This is a genomic window from Pseudomonas sp. HS-18, assembly GCF_020401845.1.
Lineage (GTDB): Bacteria > Pseudomonadota > Gammaproteobacteria > Pseudomonadales > Pseudomonadaceae > Pseudomonas > Pseudomonas nitroreducens.
The window spans coordinates 2,938,170-2,957,258 of sequence record NZ_CP084413.1; the positions used below are offsets into that span (position 1 = coordinate 2,938,170).

At 66.5% G+C, this 19,089-nt stretch carries 16 protein-coding genes; 3 read left to right on the forward strand and 13 right to left on the reverse strand.

The genetic code is table 11. The features are described from left to right. The first annotated feature begins 13 nt into the window (after positions 1–13). Positions 14–139 carry a hypothetical protein gene (locus LDJ84_RS30705; protein ID WP_255302811.1) on the forward strand — a complete coding sequence of 42 codons (126 nt, stop codon included), beginning with the start codon at positions 14–16 and terminating at the stop codon, positions 137–139. A gap of 8 nt (positions 140–147) precedes the next feature. Continuing rightward, complete coding sequence (locus tag LDJ84_RS13770; protein ID WP_196912978.1) at positions 148–585, forward strand: Lrp/AsnC family transcriptional regulator; 438 nt, start codon at positions 148–150, stop codon at positions 583–585. Positions 586–767: 182 nt separating this feature from the next. Here LDJ84_RS13770 and lysA read toward each other — a convergent pair whose 3' ends face one another. The 11 genes from lysA to LDJ84_RS13825 all read right to left on the reverse strand — a co-directional run bounded on the left by lysA (position 768) and on the right by LDJ84_RS13825 (position 15,530). Beyond that, positions 768–2,012 carry a diaminopimelate decarboxylase gene (gene lysA / locus LDJ84_RS13775; RefSeq protein WP_024762253.1) on the reverse strand — a complete coding sequence of 415 codons (1,245 nt, stop codon included), beginning with the start codon at positions 2,010–2,012 and terminating at the stop codon, positions 768–770. Between the two features lie 79 nt (positions 2,013–2,091). After that, entirely contained in the window at positions 2,092–3,027 is a 936-nt protein-coding gene (locus LDJ84_RS13780) for a LysR family transcriptional regulator (protein ID WP_024762252.1), read from the reverse strand. A 114-nt stretch (positions 3,028–3,141) separates the two neighbouring features. Beyond that, positions 3,142–3,744 carry a hypothetical protein gene (locus LDJ84_RS13785; protein ID WP_065083876.1) on the reverse strand — a complete coding sequence of 201 codons (603 nt, stop codon included), beginning with the start codon at positions 3,742–3,744 and terminating at the stop codon, positions 3,142–3,144. Positions 3,745–4,040: 296 nt separating this feature from the next. Then, positions 4,041–7,133, reverse strand: a complete 3,093-nt coding sequence (locus tag LDJ84_RS13790) for an error-prone DNA polymerase (RefSeq protein ID WP_065083877.1) — start codon at positions 7,131–7,133, stop codon at positions 4,041–4,043. After that, entirely contained in the window at positions 7,130–8,539 is a 1,410-nt protein-coding gene (locus LDJ84_RS13795) for a Y-family DNA polymerase (RefSeq protein ID WP_170858613.1), read from the reverse strand. The genes LDJ84_RS13790 and LDJ84_RS13795 overlap by 4 nt, the downstream gene beginning before the upstream one ends. Positions 8,540–8,546: 7 nt before the next feature. Next, positions 8,547–9,161: a translesion DNA synthesis-associated protein ImuA gene (gene imuA / locus LDJ84_RS13800; protein WP_024762730.1), complete on the reverse strand. Its 615-nt coding sequence runs from the start codon at positions 9,159–9,161 to the stop codon at positions 8,547–8,549. Between the two features lie 334 nt (positions 9,162–9,495). Beyond that, positions 9,496–11,811, reverse strand: coding sequence for an ATP-dependent DNA helicase (locus LDJ84_RS13805; RefSeq protein WP_226046476.1), 2,316 nt, complete (start codon positions 11,809–11,811; stop codon positions 9,496–9,498). After that, a complete protein-coding gene (locus tag LDJ84_RS13810) occupies positions 11,808–13,457 on the reverse strand; it encodes a VRR-NUC domain-containing protein (RefSeq protein ID WP_226046477.1) in 1,650 nt (549 codons plus the stop codon). Before LDJ84_RS13810 ends, LDJ84_RS13805 begins: the two co-directional genes overlap by 4 nt. A 130-nt stretch (positions 13,458–13,587) precedes the next feature. After that, the gene (locus tag LDJ84_RS13815; protein ID WP_226046478.1) at positions 13,588–14,586 is read right to left on the reverse strand and encodes a class I SAM-dependent methyltransferase; all 999 of its coding nucleotides are present in this window, start codon (positions 14,584–14,586) and stop codon (positions 13,588–13,590) included. A gap of 57 nt (positions 14,587–14,643) precedes the next feature. Continuing rightward, positions 14,644–15,129 (reverse strand): AAA family ATPase, encoded by a 486-nt coding sequence (locus tag LDJ84_RS13820; RefSeq protein ID WP_065083881.1) that lies wholly within the window; start codon positions 15,127–15,129, stop codon positions 14,644–14,646. Beyond that, positions 15,126–15,530, reverse strand: coding sequence for a YybH family protein (locus LDJ84_RS13825; protein WP_226046479.1), 405 nt, complete (start codon positions 15,528–15,530; stop codon positions 15,126–15,128). Before LDJ84_RS13825 ends, LDJ84_RS13820 begins: the two co-directional genes overlap by 4 nt. 271 nt (positions 15,531–15,801) lie before the next feature. Between LDJ84_RS13825 and LDJ84_RS13830 the strand changes: the two genes are divergently transcribed. Further along, positions 15,802–16,422: a DUF4157 domain-containing protein gene (locus LDJ84_RS13830; protein ID WP_024762737.1), complete on the forward strand. Its 621-nt coding sequence runs from the start codon at positions 15,802–15,804 to the stop codon at positions 16,420–16,422. Between the two features lie 2 nt (positions 16,423–16,424). Here the strand turns inward: LDJ84_RS13830 and LDJ84_RS13835 are convergent, their stop codons facing one another. Next, positions 16,425–17,912, reverse strand: a complete 1,488-nt coding sequence (locus tag LDJ84_RS13835) for an efflux transporter outer membrane subunit (RefSeq protein WP_226046480.1) — start codon at positions 17,910–17,912, stop codon at positions 16,425–16,427. A 10-nt stretch (positions 17,913–17,922) separates the two neighbouring features. Beyond that, positions 17,923–19,026, reverse strand: coding sequence for an ABC transporter permease (locus LDJ84_RS13840; protein WP_065083883.1), 1,104 nt, complete (start codon positions 19,024–19,026; stop codon positions 17,923–17,925). Positions 19,027–19,089 lie beyond the last annotated feature (63 nt).

Below are 19,089 nucleotides of genomic sequence, written 5' to 3' on the forward strand. Positions count from 1 at the left end.
CAGGAGCCAGTCGATGAGCGGCGCGCGGGCAAAGAAATGGCGAGCTGGTGGGCTCGCCTTGACGATCACTATTGCAAAGCTTGTCGTTGAAATGAATCCGGCAATCTGCAAGATTGGCGAAAGCTTTCAGGCAGATTGATCAATCCAATGAGCAATATGACGAAAAACGCCGATGCGGCCTTGTTGAACCTGTTGCGCGCCAATGCCCGCGAGTCGATTTCCGAGCTGGCGCGCAAGCTGGGGGTGTCCCGCTCCACGGTGCAGAGCCGTATCGAGCGGTTGGAGCAGCAGGGGATCATCAGCGGCTATTCGATCAAGGTATCGGACAGCTACGCCCAGTCGCTGGTGCGCGCCCACGTGCTGGTGACGGCGCTGCCCAAGCTGTCGCACCAGGTGGTGCAGGCGTTGGAGAAGATCATCGAGGTGAAGACACTGCACTCGGTGAGCGGCAACTTCGACATGATCGTGATCGTCGAGGCGCTGTCGATCCGCGACCTGGACGCCGTGCTGGACCGCATCGGCGCGCTGGATGGGGTGGAGCGGACGATGTCGTCGATCATTCTGTCGACGCGCATCGATCGGTGAGGGGGCTGTTGTCCTTGTAGGAGAACTTCGCCCGCTCCTCGCCGGCGGAGCCAGCGTGGAGCGGGTTCGCGAGCAAGCTCGCTCCTACGAAAAGCACTCCGAAACCGGGATGGAACTGTAGGAGCGAGCTTGCTCGCGAACCGCCCAGCGCCGATGGCCTCTGTAATGGGCCACGCCCGCAATCAGGCCAGGTCTTCTTCCAGCGCCAGCAGCTCTTCCACCCGCTGGCGGCGGCGGATCAGCCTGGCTTCGGTGCCTTCCAGCAGCACTTCGGCGATCAGCGGGCGACTGTTGTAGTTCGACGACATGGACGCGCCGTACGCGCCGGTGTCCTCGATCAGCAGCAGGTCGCCGACCTGGACGCGCGGCAGGGCGCGGGGGATGACCACGCCGCCGTCACCCTGGGTGAACACGTCGCCGGACTCGCACAGCGGGCCGGCCACCACGGTGTCGATCACCTCGCGGCTGGCCACGTCGCCGGCCAGCACGCGGATGCCGTGGTAGCTGCCGTACATGGACGGGCGCATCAGCTCGTTGAAGCCGGCGTCTACCAGTACGAAGTGGTTGCGGCCGGCGTCCTTGGTGGCGCGCACTTCGCTGAGCAGGCAGCCGGACTGGGCGACCAGGTAGCGGCCCGGTTCGATCTCCAGGTGCAGCGAGTGGCCGACCACGGCCTCGGCGGCCTTGCGCGCCTTGTCCCACAGCTGGAAGTAGTGTGCGGTGTCCACTTCCGGGTCGCCGGCGCGGTAGGGGATAGAGAGGCCGCCGCCGGCGGAGATGCCCGACAGGTCGTGGCCGGCGTCCTTCACCTGCTGCACCAGGCCGAGCATGGCTTCGCCGACCTGGGCCAGGTGACCGTAGTCCACGCCCGAGCCGATGTGCATGTGCAGGCCGACCAGGCGCAGGCCGCGTTCGCGGATCACGTCCAGGGCGGCGCGCAGGTCGCTGTGCCAGATACCGTGCTTGGAATGCTCGCCGCCAGTGTTGGTCTTGTTGCTGTGGCCGTGACCGAAACCGGGGTTGATGCGCAGCCACACCGGGTGGCCGGGAGCGACTTCGCCCAGCTGGCGGAGCATGTCGATGGAGCCGGCGTTCACCGGGATGCCGTGCTCGACCACGGTTTCCAGGGTGGTGCGGTCCAGCAGGTCGGCGGTGAAGACGATCTCGGATTCATCCTCGCGGCACGAATAGCCGGCGGCCAGGGCGCGCAGCAGTTCGCCCTGGGAGACAGCGTCGACCTTCACGCCCTGTTCGCGCATCAGGCGCAAGATGTGCAGGTTGGAGCAGGCCTTCTGGGCGAAGCGGATGATGTCGAAGCTCTTCAGACGCTCGATCTGACCGCGGATGGTGGCGGCGTCGTAGATCCACAGCGGGGTGCCGAATTGCAGGGCGAGCTGTTCGGCGCGGGGCAGGGCGAGGAAAGTCATGAATGGGCTCCGAATATAGATGGCGCTAGTCTACCGGGCCTTTGATTGGCTGAATAATGCCGCTTGTTATTCAATCAATTCATTTTTGATATAGGGTGCAGCCCACACCGGCTTCGCGCAGGCGCTGTACCAGCACGCCCGCTTCTGCCTGGAGTGCCGCGACGAAGCGCTCGCGCAGCGGGGTAGCAGGGCGATACAGCGGCTTCGCCACGCTCACCTGGAACGGCAGCGAGAATGCCAGCGGCCGCAGCTGGATGCCCTGGCCCTGGAACATCAGCGCGGTGATCGGGTTGACCACGGCCAGGCCCAAACCGGCGCGGACCATGCTGCACACCGAGACGGCGCTGTGGGTTTCCACCTGCATCTGCCGTTGCACGCCGACGCCGAGGAACACGGCGTCGATCAGGTGCCGGTAGCGGTCGCTGGTGGCCAGACTGACGAAGGGCAGGCCGGCGAAATCCGCCGTCTCCAGGCGCTCGCGGGCCAGCAGCGGATGGCCGTCTGGAAGGATGCATACTTCGTCCACCGCCAGCAGCGGCTGCAATTCGGTGCCGCGCGGGGCGGCGTCGTTCTCGATCAGGCCGATATCGTGGTGCTGGGCGCTGAGGGCTTCCTCCAGGTGCGGCGATTCCAGGGCCGCCACTTCCAGGCTGATGGCCGGGTTCTCCCGGCTGAAGCGCTTGCAGGCTTCCGGCAGCAGCGCCTGGGACAGCGCCGGCAGGCAACCGATGGAGAACTTGCCCTCGGCGAACTGCCCCAGGCTGTCGGCGAAGGCGACGATGCGGTCGAGTCCGGTGAAGGAGCGCTCCACCTCCTCGAACAGCATCAACGCCCGCGCCGTCGGCGCCAGCCGCCCGCGCTCGCGCAGGAACAGCTCGAAGCCGACCAGTTGCTCGAGCCGAGCCAGTTCGCGGCTGACGGTGGGCTGGCTGGTATGCAGGAACGTTGCTGCGCGGGTGACGCTGCCGGTGGTCATGACCGCGCGGAAGACTTCGATGTGGCGGAGGGTGATCATGGAACTCGTACTGGCAGTGGAGGAGAGCAGGTTGCCAAGCTGCAACCTTCAAATCAATCCACCGATGGGTATTCGCCTGGTTGTCGCTCTTCGCGTGTGAACCGCCGGAAGGAGCTACAGGCCGGCTCGACAGAAGTTCTTCATAAAGTCTTCATCGGGCTTGGTAATCCGTCTTTTGAGCTCGTGGCTGATCGATTTGATGTAGTTCAGCTCTTCCGGGGACTGGGTCGTGGGAATCGAACGATAGGCTGACTTGGTCAGGAGCTTGAGCTTGGATACGGATGGTGCATCGATGTTTCGCAGATCGACGACGAGGAATGGGGTTCTGTCCATTATCCCGGGGGTGAGCAGGTCAGCGAAGAATTCATAGACCTGTCCATCCGTGAGAATGGAAAGGCTAGCGGCGCAGGCGTTGTGGGCTCGGGAGAGGGCGTTGCGCTGGAATGCACCCATGCGCGTTCCATGCTCGACCTGTTTGACCAAACAATGGATGGACTGATCCAGGACGATAGCGTAGGCGAGCTGTTCAACCCGATTTTCGCCGATCCGGCAGGAGTAGTCGCAGATGATCTCGTCGGGGTTGTCTATGCCGTACTCCAGGATGGAGCGGAGGAAGGCGTGAACCGAGCGAGTGCCTGTCGTGTTGGAGTTTTTGTTGGAGATACTTTCCTGACGGGCCTTGCCCGCGAACGCATCGAGTTTCTCGAAGAACTTCATACCACATCCCTTCGCAGCCGCTATTTCTTCGGCGTTTAATCTTCTTGATGGTGATCCTAGACCAAGCTGGATTATCGGCCGTCGATCTCGATGTGAGGGCGGAGATATTGTTCAATCCGCTTTTTCCTACCGGCGCCTCTCTATATTCGGATGATGTCTGATATCAAAATGATGTTTCGTTTTGTCGGCACGGTGCGGGTAAATGCATCTTTTTCTTTCGCTGAACGTTTGGTTCGAGAAACTCCAGTACGGCTCTTGAAAGTTCCAAGCCTGAGCTGAGGCCAGGATGCAAGCGGTTAGTGGAAGTCCCGACTCCGCACATCCAACCCCTCCAGCAGTCTACTCAAATCCGTCAACCGCCCGGCGATCACATGGCGCACGCCGTCCTTGGCCTCCAGGGTGCCGTCCACCTGCATCAGGCGGGCGCTGAGGAAGGGACGGCGCTGCTGTTCGGCAAGGTCGCGCCAGACGATCACGTTGATCATGCCGAACTCGTCTTCCAGGGTGATGAAGGTGACACCGCTGGCCGTCCCCGGCCGTTGCCGACCGACCACCAGGCCGGCGACGCGCACCGGGCGATCGGCTTCGAGCTTGAGCAGGTCCCGCGAGCTGCGGCAGCGACGGGCCTTGAGGGCGCCGCGCAGCAGGGTCATGGGGTGCGGGCCGAGGGTGGTGCCCAGGGTCGCGTAGTCGGTCAGCAGGTCTTCGCCGCGGCTGGGCAGCGGCAGGCTGACCGGCGCTTCCTCGGTGACCTGGCCGGCGAACAGCGGCAGTTGCGGCTCGACCCCGGCAACCGCCCAGCGCGCCTTGTGCCGGTGGCCGGCGAGGCCGCGCAGGGCGCCGGCGTCGGCCAGCTGTTCACGGGCACGGTGGTCCAGATGGGCACGCAGGCAGAGGTCGGCGACGTCGACGAAGGGACGTAGTTCGCGCGCCTGGGCGATGGTGTTGGCGACATCCTCGCGTAGCCCACGCACCAGACGCAGGCCAAGGCGGATTGCCGGCTGGCGTTCGGCGATGGGTTCCAGGGTGCAGTCCCAGTGGCTGTGGCGTACGTCCACCGGGCGGATATCCAGGCCGTGGCGGCGGGCGTCCTGCAACAGTTGGTCGGGGCTGTAGAAACCCATGGGCCAACTGTTGATGAGGGCGCAGGTGAAGGCCGCCGGTTCGTGGCATTTCAGCCAGCAGCTGGCGTAGGTGAGCAGGGCGAAGCTGGCGGCGTGGGATTCGGGGAAGCCGTAGCTGCCGAAACCCTTGATCTGCTCGAAGATGCGGGCGATGTATTCCTGCTTGTAGCCCTTGGCGGTCATGCGTTCGAACAGTTTCTTGCGGTGCGGCTCAAGCCCGCCGTGGCGTTTCCAGGCGGCCATGGAGCGGCGCAGGTGATCGGCTTCGCCGGGCGTGTACTCGGCGGCGATGATCGCCAGTTGCATGACCTGCTCCTGGAACAGCGGCACGCCGAGGGTGCGCTCGAACACCGGCTTGAGCTCCTCGGAGGGGTAGACGACCGGCTCTTCCTTGTTCCGCCGCCGCAGGTACGGATGCACCATGTCGCCCTGGATCGGGCCGGGGCGGACGATGGCCACTTCGATCACCAGGTCGTAGAAGGTCTCGGGCTTGAGGCGCGGCAGCATGGCCATCTGCGCGCGGGATTCGATCTGGAACACGCCCACGGTGTCGGCGCGGCTGATCATTTCATAGGTCTTTTTGCACTCCTGGGGCAGCGAAGCGAGGGTGTAGCGTTCCCCGCGATAACGCTCGATCAGGTCGAAGCAGCGGCGCAGGGCGCTGAGCATGCCGAGGGCGAGCACATCGACCTTGAGCAGCCCCACCGCGTCGAGGTCGTCCTTGTCCCACTGGATCAGGGTGCGCTCAGGCATGGCGGCGTTTTCCACCGGTACCAGGGTTTCCAGCGGCTGCTGGGAGATCACGAAGCCGCCGGGGTGCTGCGACAGGTGCCGGGGGAAGCCGACCAACTGGCCGGTCAGCGCCAGCACGCGGCGCAGGATCGGATTTTCCGGGTCGAAGCCGGCCTCTCTCAGGCGCTCGGGCGGCGGCGCTTCGCGGCTCCAGGCGCCGCAGCAGTCGGCCAGCGCGCCGACCTGGTCCGGCGGCAATCCCAGCGCCTTGGCCACGTCGCGCACCGCGCCGGCGCCGCGGTAGGTGCTGGCCACGGCGGTGAGCGCCGCGCGCGTGCGGCCGTAGCGGCGGAACACGTACTGGATGACTTCCTCGCGGCGGTCGTGCTCGAAGTCGACGTCGATGTCCGGCGGCTCATTGCGTTCGCGGGAGATGAAGCGTTCGAACAGCAGGTGTACGTGTTCGCGGGTCGGGTCCAGCTCGGTGATGCCAAGGGCGAAGCAGACCACCGAGTTGGCCGCCGAGCCGCGTCCCTGGCAGAGAATGCTCTGGCTGCGGGCAAAGGCGACGATGTCGTAGACCGTGAGGAAGTAGCTGTCGTACTCAAGCTCGGCGATCAGCGCAAGTTCATCCTCGACACGCTGGCGGACGGCGGCATCGGCGCCGTCTTTCCAGCGGCACAGGATGCCTTCCTCGGTCTTCTCCCGCAGCCAGGTGGTGGGCGTGTGACCTTCGGGCACCAGCTCGCGCGGGTACTGATAATCCAGTTGACCGAGATCGAAGGTGCAACGCTCGGCAATCTTCAAAGTCTCCGCCAGCAAATCGTCCGGATAGATCGCCGCCAGCGCCTCCCTCGGCCGCAAATGCCGCTCGCCGTTGGGATAGAGATACTGGCCGGCCTCGTGCACCGGCAGGTGCTGGCGGATGGCGGTCATGCAGTCCTGCAGGGCGCGGCGGCCGCGGATATGCATGTGCACGTCGCCGCAGGCCACGGCGGGGATGGCCAGGCGCGCGGCCTGTTCGCGCAGGCGATGCAGCTTGCCGGCGTCGTCCGGGCCCTTGTGCAGCTCGACGCCCAGCCACAGGCGCTCGGGGAAGCTTTCGCGCAGCCACAGGCCGTCCTGATCCTGGTCGTCTCGCGGCAGCCAGATCGCCAGCAGGTAGTCGAGGTTGCCGTCGAAGTCCGCGCGTACCAGGCGGTAGCTGCCTTTCTCGGCGCGGCGCCGGGCGTGGGTGAGCAGGCGGCAGAGGTTTTCGTAGCCAGCGAGGTTCTCCGCCAGCAGCACCAGTTTCGGGCCCTGCTCGATGTTCAGTTCGCTGCCGGTGATCAGGGGAATCTCGGTTTCCTTCGAGGCCTGCCAGGCGCGGACGATGCCGGCCAGGCTGCATTCGTCGGTGATCGCCAGGGCGCGGTAGCCCAGCTTCTTCGCCCGCTCGAACAGCTCGGCCGCGCTGGAGGCGCCGCGTTGGAAGCTGAAGTTGGACAGGCAGTGCAACTCGGCATAGTCGATGCCTTCGACCGGCGCGCTCATGCGAACCAGCCGTGCAGCAGCAACGGGCCGTCGTCGCCCACCGGGCGGAACACCCAGGCGCGCTGCCCGCTGCGGGTGCGCACCTGGTAGTAGTCGCGGCGGATGTCCTCGCCGTCCCACCAGCCGGACTCGATGCGCTCCGGGCCGGCCAGCAGGGTAGGGGCGAATTCGCGCAGCGGTTGCGGTTCTGCCAGCAGCCAGCCGGGGCGCGGGACCTCGGTAATGGACAGACGCGGTGTGGAGTTGCCCTGCCAGGCGCGCTCCGGGCGGTGTTCGGCGCAGGCGCCGAGGCCGTGCACGGCGTCGTCGCCCAATCGAGCGCGCAGGCGTTCACGCAGCTGTTCCCAGGGTTGGGATTGCTGCGGACGGTCGTCGAACAGCTCGCGGTGTTGCGGCACGAAGGGCGGCAAGTCGTCGGCGATGAGCCGCACGCTGTGTACCGGGGCGCGCAGTTGCAGTTGTTCCAGGCGGCCCCGGCTCAGCTCGAAGAGCATCGCCGCCTCGCGCTCGGCGCTGAGCAGGCCCACCGGCATCTGCGTGTCCGGGCCGTCGTGGTGCTCCAGATGCAGGACGAAGCGCTGCACGCCGCTGTCGCGCCCGGCGAGGAAGGCGCCCAGGTCGCCGGTCAGGCGGCGCAGCGGGAAGAGCAGGGCCTGGGTGGACTCCACGTCGAAGTTCAGCTCGATGCGCGACTCGAAGCTGTCCGGTGGTCGGTGGAACTCCAGGGCCAGCGGGCGCTGGCCGAGCAGGGTGTCGACCTGGCGCAGTACCTGCGGCGGGAAGCGCCGGGCCAGGCTCTCGCGTGGCAGGACAAGCAGTTGCTGCAGGCTGCGCAGGCCCATGCGGTTCAGCGAGGTGGCGGCGTTGCGCTCCAGGCCGAGGCGGTCCAGTGGCATCCTGCCCAGGTACTGACGCAGTTGCTCGTTATCGTGGATGGTCAGCCCATCGTGGCCATTGGCGAGGATGCGCGCGGCGGCCGGATTGGGCGCAGCGGTGATGCGGTGGCGAAAACCCAGGGCGTTCAACTCTTCGCGCAGGCGCGCCTCGAAGCGTGGCCAGGGGCCGAACAGTTGCAGGCTGGACTGCACTTCCATCAGCAGCGCACGCGGGTAGTGCTGGCTGACCTGCGAGCTGAAACCGTAGGCCCAGGCGGCCAGCAGGTCCTGCCAGCGCTGCACTTCGCGCAGGTCGTACTCGGCGGTTTCGAAATCGCGGCTCAGGGCCTGGGCGGCGGTGAGCGACTGGCCGGGCTTGAGCCCCAGCGCCCGCGCCGCCGGGTTCACCGCTTGCAACACGCGGCGTTGCGCTGGTCCGGTGAGCAGTGCCAGGGCGGCGTCCGGCTCGGGACGGCCACGGAGCGCGCCGTCCATTGCCAGCTGTGGCAGGAGAATGCAGGCCCAGAGCATGACGGCCTCAGTGCCAGGGCAACGGGATGGGCCGCGTCGGCGCCAGGCCGCCACGGCACTTGAGCACGCGCAATTGCGCCGGGTTGGCGTCCAGTGCCAGGCGCAGGGCGGCGGGCGAGGGATTGAACCCTTCACGCTGCGAGCGGTAGGCGATGGCCAGCGTCTGCCCGGTTTCGGCAGCCACCTGCAGGCGACGCAGGGCACGGTCGTCGGCCTGTTGCGGCCAGCACAGCACGGCACCACAACTGCCCGAGCGCAGGCACTGTTCGGCAGCCCAGAGAGCGTCACGGCCAGCGGCGCGGACGATACTCATCTGATCTAGCTCCACGCCAGCCGCCTGCCAGGCGGCCGGGTAGGGGATGTGGGGCGGTGCGACCAGCACGATACGTTCGCCGGCTGCGCTGAGTCGTGCCAGGGTCGGCCAGATCAGTTGCAGTTCGCCGACGCCTTCTGCTGCCAGAAGGATCTCGCTGAGGGCGGCTTCCGGCCAGCCACCGGTGGGCAGGGCCTGATCCAGCGCGGCGTGGCCGGTGGGTTGCTGGCTGGGCGGCAGCCCCTGGGGCTGACCTTTCCAGACCTGCCGCCGGTGGAACAGGGTGTCGAGCGCAACCACGCTGCCCATCATGCACTCTCGACCGGCGAACGGCGACGGTCATGCGCCTGGCAGGAGTGCCAGGGAAGAAGATGGGATGGATAGTGCATGGGATGGCTCGAAAATAACTGTATGGATATACAGTTTATCGAGTGGGGAGATGCCGTCAATGGCGGTTGGTCCGATGGTTGTTCGGACGCGCCGGATCTCTTCGAAGGGCCGGCTCCAGCGTTTCTGCTCGCGTTGGAGCGGAGCTTCTCCGCGGATGGTCGACAGGCGATGTACTGAAGAGGATCTCTGTGGCTGCCATATCCGCCGCGACGGCCTTCGCGGATAAGGACCGTCTAGGGAGAACAGTGCAGGGTCAAAGCAGCAAAAAACCTTGCGGCGTTTTCGAGCGCGGCGGATCGGCAACGAACCTCAGCCGCTCCGGCTTCCACCACCCCGGCAGCAGGCGCCGCACCGCCGGCTGGTTGAAACGGTCATCGAGCAGGTAGATCACCCCCGAATCCGTGGGCGTGCGGATCACCCGCCCGGCCGCCTGGACGACCTTCTGCAGGCCGGGGAACAGGTAGGTGTAGTCGTAGCCGTCGCCGAACATCGCCTGCATGCGTTGCTTGATTTCCTCGTTGACCTCGTTCACCTGCGGCAGGCCCAGCGTGGCGATGAAGGCGCCGATCAGGCGCTCACCCGGCAGGTCGATGCCCTCGCCGAAGGCGCCGCCGAGCACGGCGAAGCCGATGCCCTGCGAGTGCGGGGTGAAGCGGTCGAGGAAAGCCTGGCGCTCGAGCTCGTTCATGCTGCGCGACTGTACCCAGCGCGGAATGTCCGGGTGCTCGGCGGCGAAGCGTTCCAGCGCCTGCTGCAGGTAGGCGTAGCTGCTGAAGAAGGCCAGGTAGTTGCCGGGGCGCGTGCGGAACTGCCGGGCCATCAACGTGCTGATCGGCGACAGGCTGGCCTCGCGGTGCTGGTAGCGGGTGGACAGGTTGCTCAGCGCATGGACTTCCAGTTGCTCGGCGCGGAAGGGCGATTCCACTTCGCGCCAGGTGGTGTCTTCCGGCAGGCCGAGCAGGTCGGCGTAGTAATTGGCCGGGTTCAGCGTGGCGGAGAACAGCGTGGTGCTGTGGGCCGCCTCGAAGCGCGGTTCGAGGAAGGGCGCCGGCACCACGTTGCGCAGGCACAGGGTGGAGAGCGTGCGCTGGCCGCTGCCGTCGTGGCGGGTGATGTCGAACAGCGAGTGCGGTCCGTAGGCTTCGGCCAGCCGGCAGAACAGCATGGCGTCGAGGTAGAAGCGCAGCAGTTCGGCCTCGTTGCCGGTGGGCTGGTCGGTGAGGTGGTCGGTGATGGCGCTGACGGCTTTCTGCAGCGCGGCGATGAACAGGTCCGGCACCGTCGGGTAGATCTGGTAGTCGACCTCCTGGTCGCGGTGCATCTGGTTCCAGTGGCGGCCGACGCGCTCCAGCACGCCTTTCAGCCCGGCCGGGGCGACCTTGCGCAGGGCGTTGAACTCGGACTGGTCCAGCTCGGCGCTGTACATGCCGCGGCCGCGCTCGATGAGGTTGTGCGCCTCGTCCACCAGCAGGGTGACCTTCCACTCGTTGAGCACGGTAAGGCCGTAGAGCAGGGCGCTCATGTCGAAATAGTAGTTGTAGTCGCCCACCACCACGTCGGCCCAGCGGCACAGTTCCTGGCTCAGGTAGTAGGGGCAGACATGGTGCTGCAGCGCCACGTCGCGTAGTGCTTCCTGGGTCAGCCAGCGCTGCTTGAGCGCGGCCTCGCGGGCGGCGGGCAGACGGTCGTAGAAACCCTTGGCCAAGGGGCAGGAGTCGCCATGGCAGGATTTGTCCGGGTGCTCGCAGGCCTTGTCGCGGGCGACGTGCTCCAGCACCCGCAGCGGCTGCGCGGCGTCCTGCTGGCGCAGGGTCGCCAGGGCGTCGAGGGCCAGGCGCCGGCCGGGAGTCTTGGCGGTGAGGAAGAACAGCCGGTCGAGCTTCTGGCCGGGGAACGCCTTGAGCTGCGGGAACAGCGTGCCGAGGGTCTTGCCGATGCCCGTGGTGGCCTGGGCCATCAGCGTCTGGCCGTCGCGGGCGGCGCGGTAGACCGATTCGGCGAGCATGCGCTGGCCCTGGCGGAAGTCCGCGTAGGGGAAGCGCAGCGCCTCCAGGCCTTGGTCGCGTTCGATGCGGTGGGCGCTTTCCTGCTCGGCCCATTTCACGAAGCGGCTGCATTGCAGCTCGAAGAAGGTGCGCAGGTCATCGGCGACGAAGCGCTCGCGGAATACCGTTTCCTTCTGGGTGATGACGTTGAAGTAGACGACGGCGAGATCGATGGCGTCGGTCTCCAGCGTCTGGCACAGCAGCCAGCCGTACACCTTCACCTGTGCCCAGTGCAGCAGCCGGTGGTTCTGCGGGATGCGCGCGACGTCGCCGCGGTGGGTCTTGATCTCTTCCAGCAGGTTGGCGTCGGGGTCGTAGCCATCGGCGCGGCCGCTGACCACCAGCCCCGGATACTCCCCGCGCAGCGGCAACTCGGCGATATAGCCAAGGCCCCGGCGCGAGACCACCGTGGCGTGCCCGGCCATGCCTTCCTGGGCAGTGGGCGCGGGGGTGAAGCGCAGGTCGAGGTCACCTTCCTTGGCGGTGAATTCGCACAGCGCGCGCACGGCGACGGCGTAGCTCATTGGCTTTCGTCCGCCTCACCCTGCCAGCGCACGTAGCAGACTTCTACCGGCATGCCGTGCTCGGCGCAGAACGCCAGCCAGCGCTTTTGATTATCCTGCAGGCGGTCGCCGGGGCCTTTCACTTCGATCATCCGGTAGCGCGCCTCACTGGGCCAGAACTGGATGAGGTCGGGCATGCCGGCGCGGTTGGCCTTCGGGTCGGCCAGCAGGCGCGCGAACCACAGCTTCAGGTGTGCCGCCGGCAGGCAGTGCAGGGCCTGCTCCAGCAGGTTTTCATCCAGCAGTTCCCAGTGCACGAAAGGCGAGAGGATGCCGGACTTGGTGGCGTAGGTGTCGCGGATGGCCGAGAGATACGCGTCGCTATCCAGCAGTGCCAGGCGGGCGGCGAAGGCTTCGGCGCGGCGGCTGACGAAATCGCCGCGATACAGATCGCTGGGCCCGGCCTGGAAGGGGTGGAAGAAGGCGCCGGGCAGCGGGGCGAAGATCACGTCCCAGCAGAGCAGGCCGAACAGGCTGCAGACCAGCGCGTTCTCCACGTAGTGCACTGGCGCCTCTTCCTCGTGGAGCACGGATTGCACGGCGAATTCGACGTTGACGTCGGGGCGCGGCAGTTCCAGGTCGATACGCAATGGTGGTACGGGCTTGGCCGCTTTTTCCTTCGGCAGGCCAAGCTGGCGGACCAGTCGCGTCAGCGCGCGCTCCACAAGCTGCAGCTCGCCGTCGCTTTCCGGCGCGGTCAGTGCGGCCTGGGCCAGTGCATGCGCTTCATCGAAGCGCTGCAGGCGTTCCAGCACGCGGATCTGCCGCTGTCGTGAGCCCCCGGCAGTGGTCCGCCGATAGAGCGCCAGGGCGGCGTCCAGCTCGCCTTCACGCTCCAGCTGATAGGCCATGCGGTACAACAGGCGGGCGTGGCGGGCTTGCAGGTAGGCGTTGTCGCTGCGGAACTCGCCCAGTTCGACCAGCAGCTCGGCGATGGATTCGCCGGCGTCGAAGCGGACGGCGCCATTCCACAGGTGGATGTAGGCCTCCAGTTCATCGCGGCGGCGGAAGGCGCGGGAATCGGGGGTGAAGGGGACGGTTTCGTAGCGGAAGATGCCGAGGTCGGCGAGGACGAATTCGGACCAGTCCTGCTGCAGGTTGCCGAAGAACAGCAGGCGCAGACGGTCGCAAAGCGGCGTCGCCATGAGGGTATAGAGGCGGTCGAGGTCCGGGTACCAGCTGTCGAATGGCTGCACCTGCTCGTGATAGGCGTGCAGGTACTCGTACAACTCGGCCTTCTTCAGCGAGCCGCGCGGCAGGTCGTCGCGGAAGCGCGCGAGCAGTTCGTCCTTGAGCAGCAACGGCAGCAGTTCGTCCAGTGCCAGCGGGTAGTCATCGCTCAGCCAGCCCAGCTCCAGCAGCGGCGCGGCGGCCTCGGGGATATCGCCGATCTCGGCATAGCTCAGCTTGCCGGCGCGAAAGTGCGGCCCCTTGCGCATGACCAGGCGTACCAGCAGCGCCCGCGAGGGCTGCGGCAGCGCGCGGAAGTCCGCGATGAACCGGGCTTCCTCGGCGTCGAGCAGGTCGGCGTAGCGCTCGTCGATCCAGTCGAGGGCGCGGTGGAAGTTGGTCAGGTAATAGAGGCTGGGGTCGAGCGGCGCAGACATCGGCGGGCACTGGTTTTACATACAGTGCCAAGGATGGCGTGGTGAAGGCTTGGCCGCAAGGGGTAGTGCGGCCTTTCATCGGGAGGTATGGCATGCGTAGGGCGAATAACCGTTCACGGTTATCCGCCGTTCAGGTGCCCCTGAGCGATGAAACGGCGGATAACGCCGTTGGCGTTATGCGCCCTACGGAACAATCGAGACGAAATACCAGTGCCTTCAATCCGCTGTCTTCCTCGATGTCGGCGAATTCCGGCGGGTTCTCCAGGCGCTCGATGAAACGTAGGTGCGGCGCCTCGGTGGCCATGCCCTGGAGCAGGAAGTCGATGCCAACGGCCGGGTCGTTCACGCAGGCCAGTACGGTACCGCTGCCGTCCAGCAGTTCCGGCAGGCGGCGCAGGACGCGGGCGTAGTCCTTGTCGAGGACGAAGCTGCCTTTCTGGAAGCTCGGCGGGTCGATGATGATCAGGTCGTAGGGGCCGGACTTCTTCACCTTGCCCCAGGACTTGAACAGGTCGTGGTCGAGGAAGCTCACCCTGGACAGATCGTGGCCGTTCAGACGGTGGTTGTCGCGGCCACGGCTGAGCGCGGCGCGGGCCATGTCGAGGTTGACCACCTTCTGCGCGCCGCCGGCGATGGCCGCCACGGAGAAGCCGCAGGTGTACGCGAACAGGTTGAGTACGCGCAGGCCGCTGGCGTTGGCCTGTACCCACTGGCGACCGTAGCGCATGTCGAGGAACAGGCCGTTGTTCTGCTTGCGGCCCAGGTCCAGCTGGTAGCGCAGGCCGTGTTCGCTGATCTGCCAGCCGTCGAAGGCTTCGCCATGAAGCACTTCCATGGTGCTTTCCAGGGTGTAGCGGTGCTGCAGCATCAGGCTGCGGGCGCCGGTGGCGCGCCAGGTTTCGCTTTGCGCCAGTTCGACCAGCATCGTCCTGAGTGCCGCCAGCTCGCCTTCGGCAGGTTCGCGGAACAGCGAAACCAGCAGCACGCCTTCCAGCCAGTCGGCGGTCAACTGCTCCAGCCCCGGCCAGCGCCGACCGCGGCCGTGGAACAGGCGGCGGGACTCCGCGGGGGCGGGGTTCAGGGCCGCAAGCAGTTGCTCGCGCAGGGTAGCGATGGCGTCGGTGTTCATGCTTCGGGTCTTTCTACACAGGCTGATTCGGCGGATCGGGGCGGCGATTCTACGCGCTCAGCCGCCATGGCGCTGCACCCGCAGTTTTTCCTCCGGGCGCGGGGCGACGAAGTAGCGGTTGAGCGCCTCGTAGCCGGCTGGGTCCAGCGGGGCCGCCAGCGGGGCGATGGCATGGCGCGCCAGCAGGCGGCTGCGGCAGGTGGCCGGGTCGATGTCGAGGAAGTGCAGGCAATGCGCCGCGCCGGCCTGTTGCGCCAGGTCGATCAGCCAGCGGCGGTCGGCCAGGGTATTGGCGGGAATATCCAGCACTACGCTGGTGCCGGCGCGCAGCAGGCCGACCACGTGCGGCCCCATCACCTTGCGTACACGGCGGGCGTAGAGCTGGTAGTCGTCGGGGCTGCTGATGCCCCAGGGGAACAGTTCGGCCAGCCACTGTTCCTCGGCCAGCATCACGGTGCCCGGCGCCTGGGCCAGCTCCCGCGCCAGGCAGGACTTGCCCGACGCCGCCTTGCCGCACAGCAGGTGCAATGTGCCGGTATTCATGTCGTGGCCTCCAGCAGGTCGGTGCCGTAGGAGTTGTCCACGGCGCAGCGCCAGGCGCCGTCGGCCTCGCAGCGAAAGACGTAGGTGGCGCGGCGGGTCAGTTTGCCGTGGCTGGTGTCGAGCAGGGTCTGCGCCACGACCAGGGCGGTGTCGCCGGTCTCGAGGATTTCCAGGCGCCCCTGGCGCACCCGCAGGTTGTGCCCGAAGTGCTCGGCGATGGCGACGAAGGCCTGGCGGATCTGCCCCTTGCCGCGTGCGAACAGGCCGGGCTTGACCACCAGCAGGGCGTCGTCGGTGTAGAAGTCGATCAGCGCGTCGAAGTCCTCGCGGCCGATGGCTTCGTCGGCGGCCTGGATGAGCGCTTGCAGCGGGTGCTGTGGTGGGGGGAATGCCTGGTCCATCGGTGTCTCCATGATCGGAGCCTCGGACGGCGGGCATTAAAAAACCCGCCGGGAGGCGGGTTTGGTTGTTCGCGGAATGCGCTAACCCACCATCGGAGCGATGGTGGTAATAATCTGCTGGAAGGTACGGTTGGCGGCATTCATGGGGCAGAAGCTAGCAGAAGTCTCACCGGTCGCGCCAGCCCTCTTTTTTTGCCGGCGGCATGGCATGATCGCGCCGGCCTGTGGTCCAAAAGGCCATGCCTTCCTCCACGTTGTAGCGGAGCCATTCATGTCATCCCTTTGCCCAACCCGCATCCTGCGCGCCCTGGCGCTGCTTGCCGGATTGGCCGTTTCCGTCGATGCCCTGGCGGTGACTTGCCCGTCAGGGCAGCGCCAGGTCTGCCTGGATACCTGTATGTGCCTGCCAGACCTCGGCGCCGTGCTCGGCCCAGTACTCACCGACACCCGCAAGGTGGCGGCCCAGGCGCTGGGCGTGTGGCTCCAGCAGTCCCGCGATCAGGCTGTGCAGGGCGGCACCGAACCGATGCCGCTGGAAATCCGTGCTCAGTTGCAGCCCTATTTCGCCGATGACGTGCTGATGGCAGCGCGTTATTCCATTGGCGCACTGGACGACCTGAACGCCGGCCAGGCGATCATGCAGAACCCCGACACCGAGGCTGTCACCCTGGTGGACGTGATCGTCTTCCGCAGCGAAGAGGACGCGCAGAAGGACGTCGCTCTCTGGGCCCACGAGCTGTGGCACGTGAAACAGTATCAGGAATGGGGTGTGCAGGGCTTCGCCACGCGTTACACGGACGATTTCGACGCCGTGGAGGCACCGGCCTACGAGATGCAGCGGCGGGTCGCCAAGGACCTGCGCGACGGCAAGGTCACCGCACAGAAGAACTGACCTCAGCGGCTGGCGCTGGCCTCGGGCGTCGGCGTGCCGCCGCCCAGTGCCTTGCACAGGGCAATCAGCGTCAGGCGCAGCTGGGTGTCGCTGTCCACCACGTCGCGGCGTGATTGCAGGTAGGCGCGCTGGGCGTCCAGTTCCACCAGGAAGTCGGTCATGCCGCCGGCGTAGCGCGCCTTGGCCATGCCATAGGCGATATCGCTGCTGCGCAGTTTTTCCTGCAAGCGCTGGTTGCGCTGGCGTTCGGCGCCGTAGTGGCTCAGCGCGTCGTCGACTTCCTGCCAGGCCTTGAGCACGGTCTGCTGGTAGGACACGGCGGCTTCCTGCTGTTCCAGCTTGCGCAGATTGATCTGCGAGCGACGCCGGCCGTTGTCGAAGATCGGCAGAGAGAGGCTCGGGCCGACCGTCCAGGTCCGGCTTCCCCAATCGCCGAATTTGCTGTCTTCCACCGACTCGTAGCCGAAATGTGCGCCCAGGCGGATGGTCGGATAGAGGTCGGCCACGGCCACGCCGATGTTGGCGGTGGCGGCGTGCAGTTGGGCTTCAGCGGCGCGGATATCCGGGCGCCGGCGCGCCACTTCCGAGGGCAGGCCGAGGCTCAGGTCCGGTGCCTGCGGCGCAGTCTGCGCGACGGGTTTCAGGTCCTCGCGCAGGCTGCCCGGCTCGGCGCCGATCAGTACGCCGATCTGGTTGATCGCCGCGCTCTCGCTGGCCTGCAGTGGCGGCAGGCTGGAACGCAGCTCGGCGAGCTGGCCGCGCTGGCGTTCGACGTCGAAATCATCCACCAGCCCGCCATCAGCCCGCACCTGGATCAGCTGCATGGATTCCTCGGTGGCGGCGATGTCCTGCTGCGCCACGGCGATCTGTTGCTGCACGCCGCGCAGCTCGAAGTAGCTGCGGGCCAGTTCCGCCGAAATGCCCAGGCGGGTTTCCTCCAACATTGCCTGCTGCGCATCGACACTGGCATCGGCGGCCTCGATGGAGCGACGGATGCGACCCCACAGGTCGGGCTCCCACGAAGCGTCGAAGCCGGCCTGGTAGAGCGTGAAGGGTTCGGCCAGGACCTTGGCGATCTGGCCGCTGTCACCGGTCGGTGCGATGCGCTGGATCATCAGCGCGTTGGAGCCGTTCTCGCTCAGGCGCTGGCGATTCACAGCGGCCGAAGCGTTGACGTCGACGCCGCGCTGGGCCGCCACCATCTGCCGCTGCAGGCGGCTCTGGGCGAAGCGCAGCGCGGCAGTCTTGAGGTCCGGGCTGGCCTTGTCGGCGCGGCGTTGCAGGTTGTTCAGCACCGGGTCGCTGAACAGGGTCCACCAGTCCTCGCTGAGCCGGGTACTGCCCTCCACCGGGTGCAGTTGTCCGGCGCCGGCGTGGGCGGCCTGCCAGCTCGCCGGTGCCTGGGTTTTCGGCGCTTCGTAGTCGGGGCCGACGGCGCATCCACCAAGGGTGATAACGACAATTGCAGCGGGAGTGAGGTTGCGCTTCATCTTCTTTCTCTCACGCAAGCCGGTGGCGGAACAGCCACGAGGCGAGTGGCAAGGTGACCGCAGCGACCACCAGCATGGGGATCAGGTTGAGCCCCACGTCGGCCAGGGTCGCGCCTTCGAGGTACACCCGCTGGATCAGGTCGATGCCGAAGCGCAGCGGGTTGGCGTAGGTCACGATCTGCAGGAACTCGGGCATGTTGCGCACCGGCGTGGCGAGGCCGGACAGCAGCGTCAGCGGCATGATCAGCACGAAGGTGTAGAGCATCGCCTGCTGCATGTTCAGCGACACGGCGCTGATCGACATGCCCAGCCCGACGCAGGCGATGGTGAAGACCGTCAGCCCGCCATAGAGGTTGATCAGCGAGCCGGCCATGGGTATTCGGAACCAGAACAGCGCCATCAGCAGCACCAGCGTGGCCTGCACCAGGCCGATGAGTAGCGGCGGGATGGCCTTGCCGAACATGATTTCCAGCGGCGTGTAGGGTGTCACCAGCAACTGGTCGAAGGTGCCCTGTTCGCGTTCGCGGGCGACCGAGAGTGCGGTGAGCATCAGCGTCTGCATCATGCTCAGGGTGGCGATCAGCGCGGGGATCAGCGGCCAGCGGGTTTCCAGGTTGGGGTTGTACCAGGAGCGGCTGACCACGCTGATGGGCGCCGAGGCCAGGCCCTGTTCGCGGTTGAACTGGTCCACCACCACGGCGAGCCCGGCAGCGGCGGAGCCGGCGGTGTTGGAGTTGCGGCCGTCGAGGATGACCTGTATCGGCGCCGGGTCGCCCTGGGTCAGGCGGGTCTGGAAGTCCGACGGGATGTGGATCACCAGCAGCGCCTTCTGCTCGTCGATCACCGTCTGGATTTCCTCGACGCGGGTCAGGGTCGCCACCCGGTGGAAGATGCCGCTGCCGTCCAGGCGCGAGGCGAGGCGGGTGGAGGATTCGCTGTGGCTGAGGTCGAGGATGGCGTAGGGGGCGTCGTTGAGGTCGAAGGTCACGGCGTAGCCGAACAGCACGCTCTGCATCAGCACCGGCGCCACCAGCACGATGCGGTTGGCCGGGTCCTTGAGGATCACCAGCAGTTCCTTGCGCCAGAGGTTGAGGATGCGCCAGAGAAATTCCATGTCGTCAGAACCTGCTCAATGTCTGCCTGCGCTTGCCCATACTGCGTTGGAAACAGGCTCAAA

What these genes read in the sequence shown, in the direction of transcription:
- LDJ84_RS30705 (WP_255302811.1), top strand. Translation starts at nt 14, where the DNA reads ATGAGCGGCGCGCGGGCAAAGAAATGGCGAGCTGGTGGGCTCGCCTTG.
- LDJ84_RS13770 (WP_196912978.1), top strand. Translation starts at nt 148, where the DNA reads ATGAGCAATATGACGAAAAACGCCGATGCGGCCTTGTTGAACCTGTTG.
- lysA (WP_024762253.1), bottom strand. Translation starts at nt 2,012, where the DNA reads ATGACTTTCCTCGCCCTGCCCCGCGCCGAACAGCTCGCCCTGCAATTC.
- LDJ84_RS13780 (WP_024762252.1), bottom strand. Translation starts at nt 3,027, where the DNA reads ATGATCACCCTCCGCCACATCGAAGTCTTCCGCGCGGTCATGACCACC.
- LDJ84_RS13785 (WP_065083876.1), bottom strand. Translation starts at nt 3,744, where the DNA reads ATGAAGTTCTTCGAGAAACTCGATGCGTTCGCGGGCAAGGCCCGTCAG.
- LDJ84_RS13790 (WP_065083877.1), bottom strand. Translation starts at nt 7,133, where the DNA reads ATGAGCGCGCCGGTCGAAGGCATCGACTATGCCGAGTTGCACTGCCTG.
- LDJ84_RS13795 (WP_170858613.1), bottom strand. Translation starts at nt 8,539, where the DNA reads ATGCTCTGGGCCTGCATTCTCCTGCCACAGCTGGCAATGGACGGCGCG.
- imuA (WP_024762730.1), bottom strand. Translation starts at nt 9,161, where the DNA reads ATGGGCAGCGTGGTTGCGCTCGACACCCTGTTCCACCGGCGGCAGGTC.
- LDJ84_RS13805 (WP_226046476.1), bottom strand. Translation starts at nt 11,811, where the DNA reads ATGAGCTACGCCGTCGCCGTGCGCGCGCTGTGCGAATTCACCGCCAAG.
- LDJ84_RS13810 (WP_226046477.1), bottom strand. Translation starts at nt 13,457, where the DNA reads ATGTCTGCGCCGCTCGACCCCAGCCTCTATTACCTGACCAACTTCCAC.
- LDJ84_RS13815 (WP_226046478.1), bottom strand. Translation starts at nt 14,586, where the DNA reads ATGAACACCGACGCCATCGCTACCCTGCGCGAGCAACTGCTTGCGGCC.
- LDJ84_RS13820 (WP_065083881.1), bottom strand. Translation starts at nt 15,129, where the DNA reads ATGAATACCGGCACATTGCACCTGCTGTGCGGCAAGGCGGCGTCGGGC.
- LDJ84_RS13825 (WP_226046479.1), bottom strand. Translation starts at nt 15,530, where the DNA reads ATGGACCAGGCATTCCCCCCACCACAGCACCCGCTGCAAGCGCTCATC.
- LDJ84_RS13830 (WP_024762737.1), top strand. Translation starts at nt 15,802, where the DNA reads ATGTCATCCCTTTGCCCAACCCGCATCCTGCGCGCCCTGGCGCTGCTT.
- LDJ84_RS13835 (WP_226046480.1), bottom strand. Translation starts at nt 17,912, where the DNA reads ATGAAGCGCAACCTCACTCCCGCTGCAATTGTCGTTATCACCCTTGGT.
- LDJ84_RS13840 (WP_065083883.1), bottom strand. Translation starts at nt 19,026, where the DNA reads ATGGAATTTCTCTGGCGCATCCTCAACCTCTGGCGCAAGGAACTGCTG.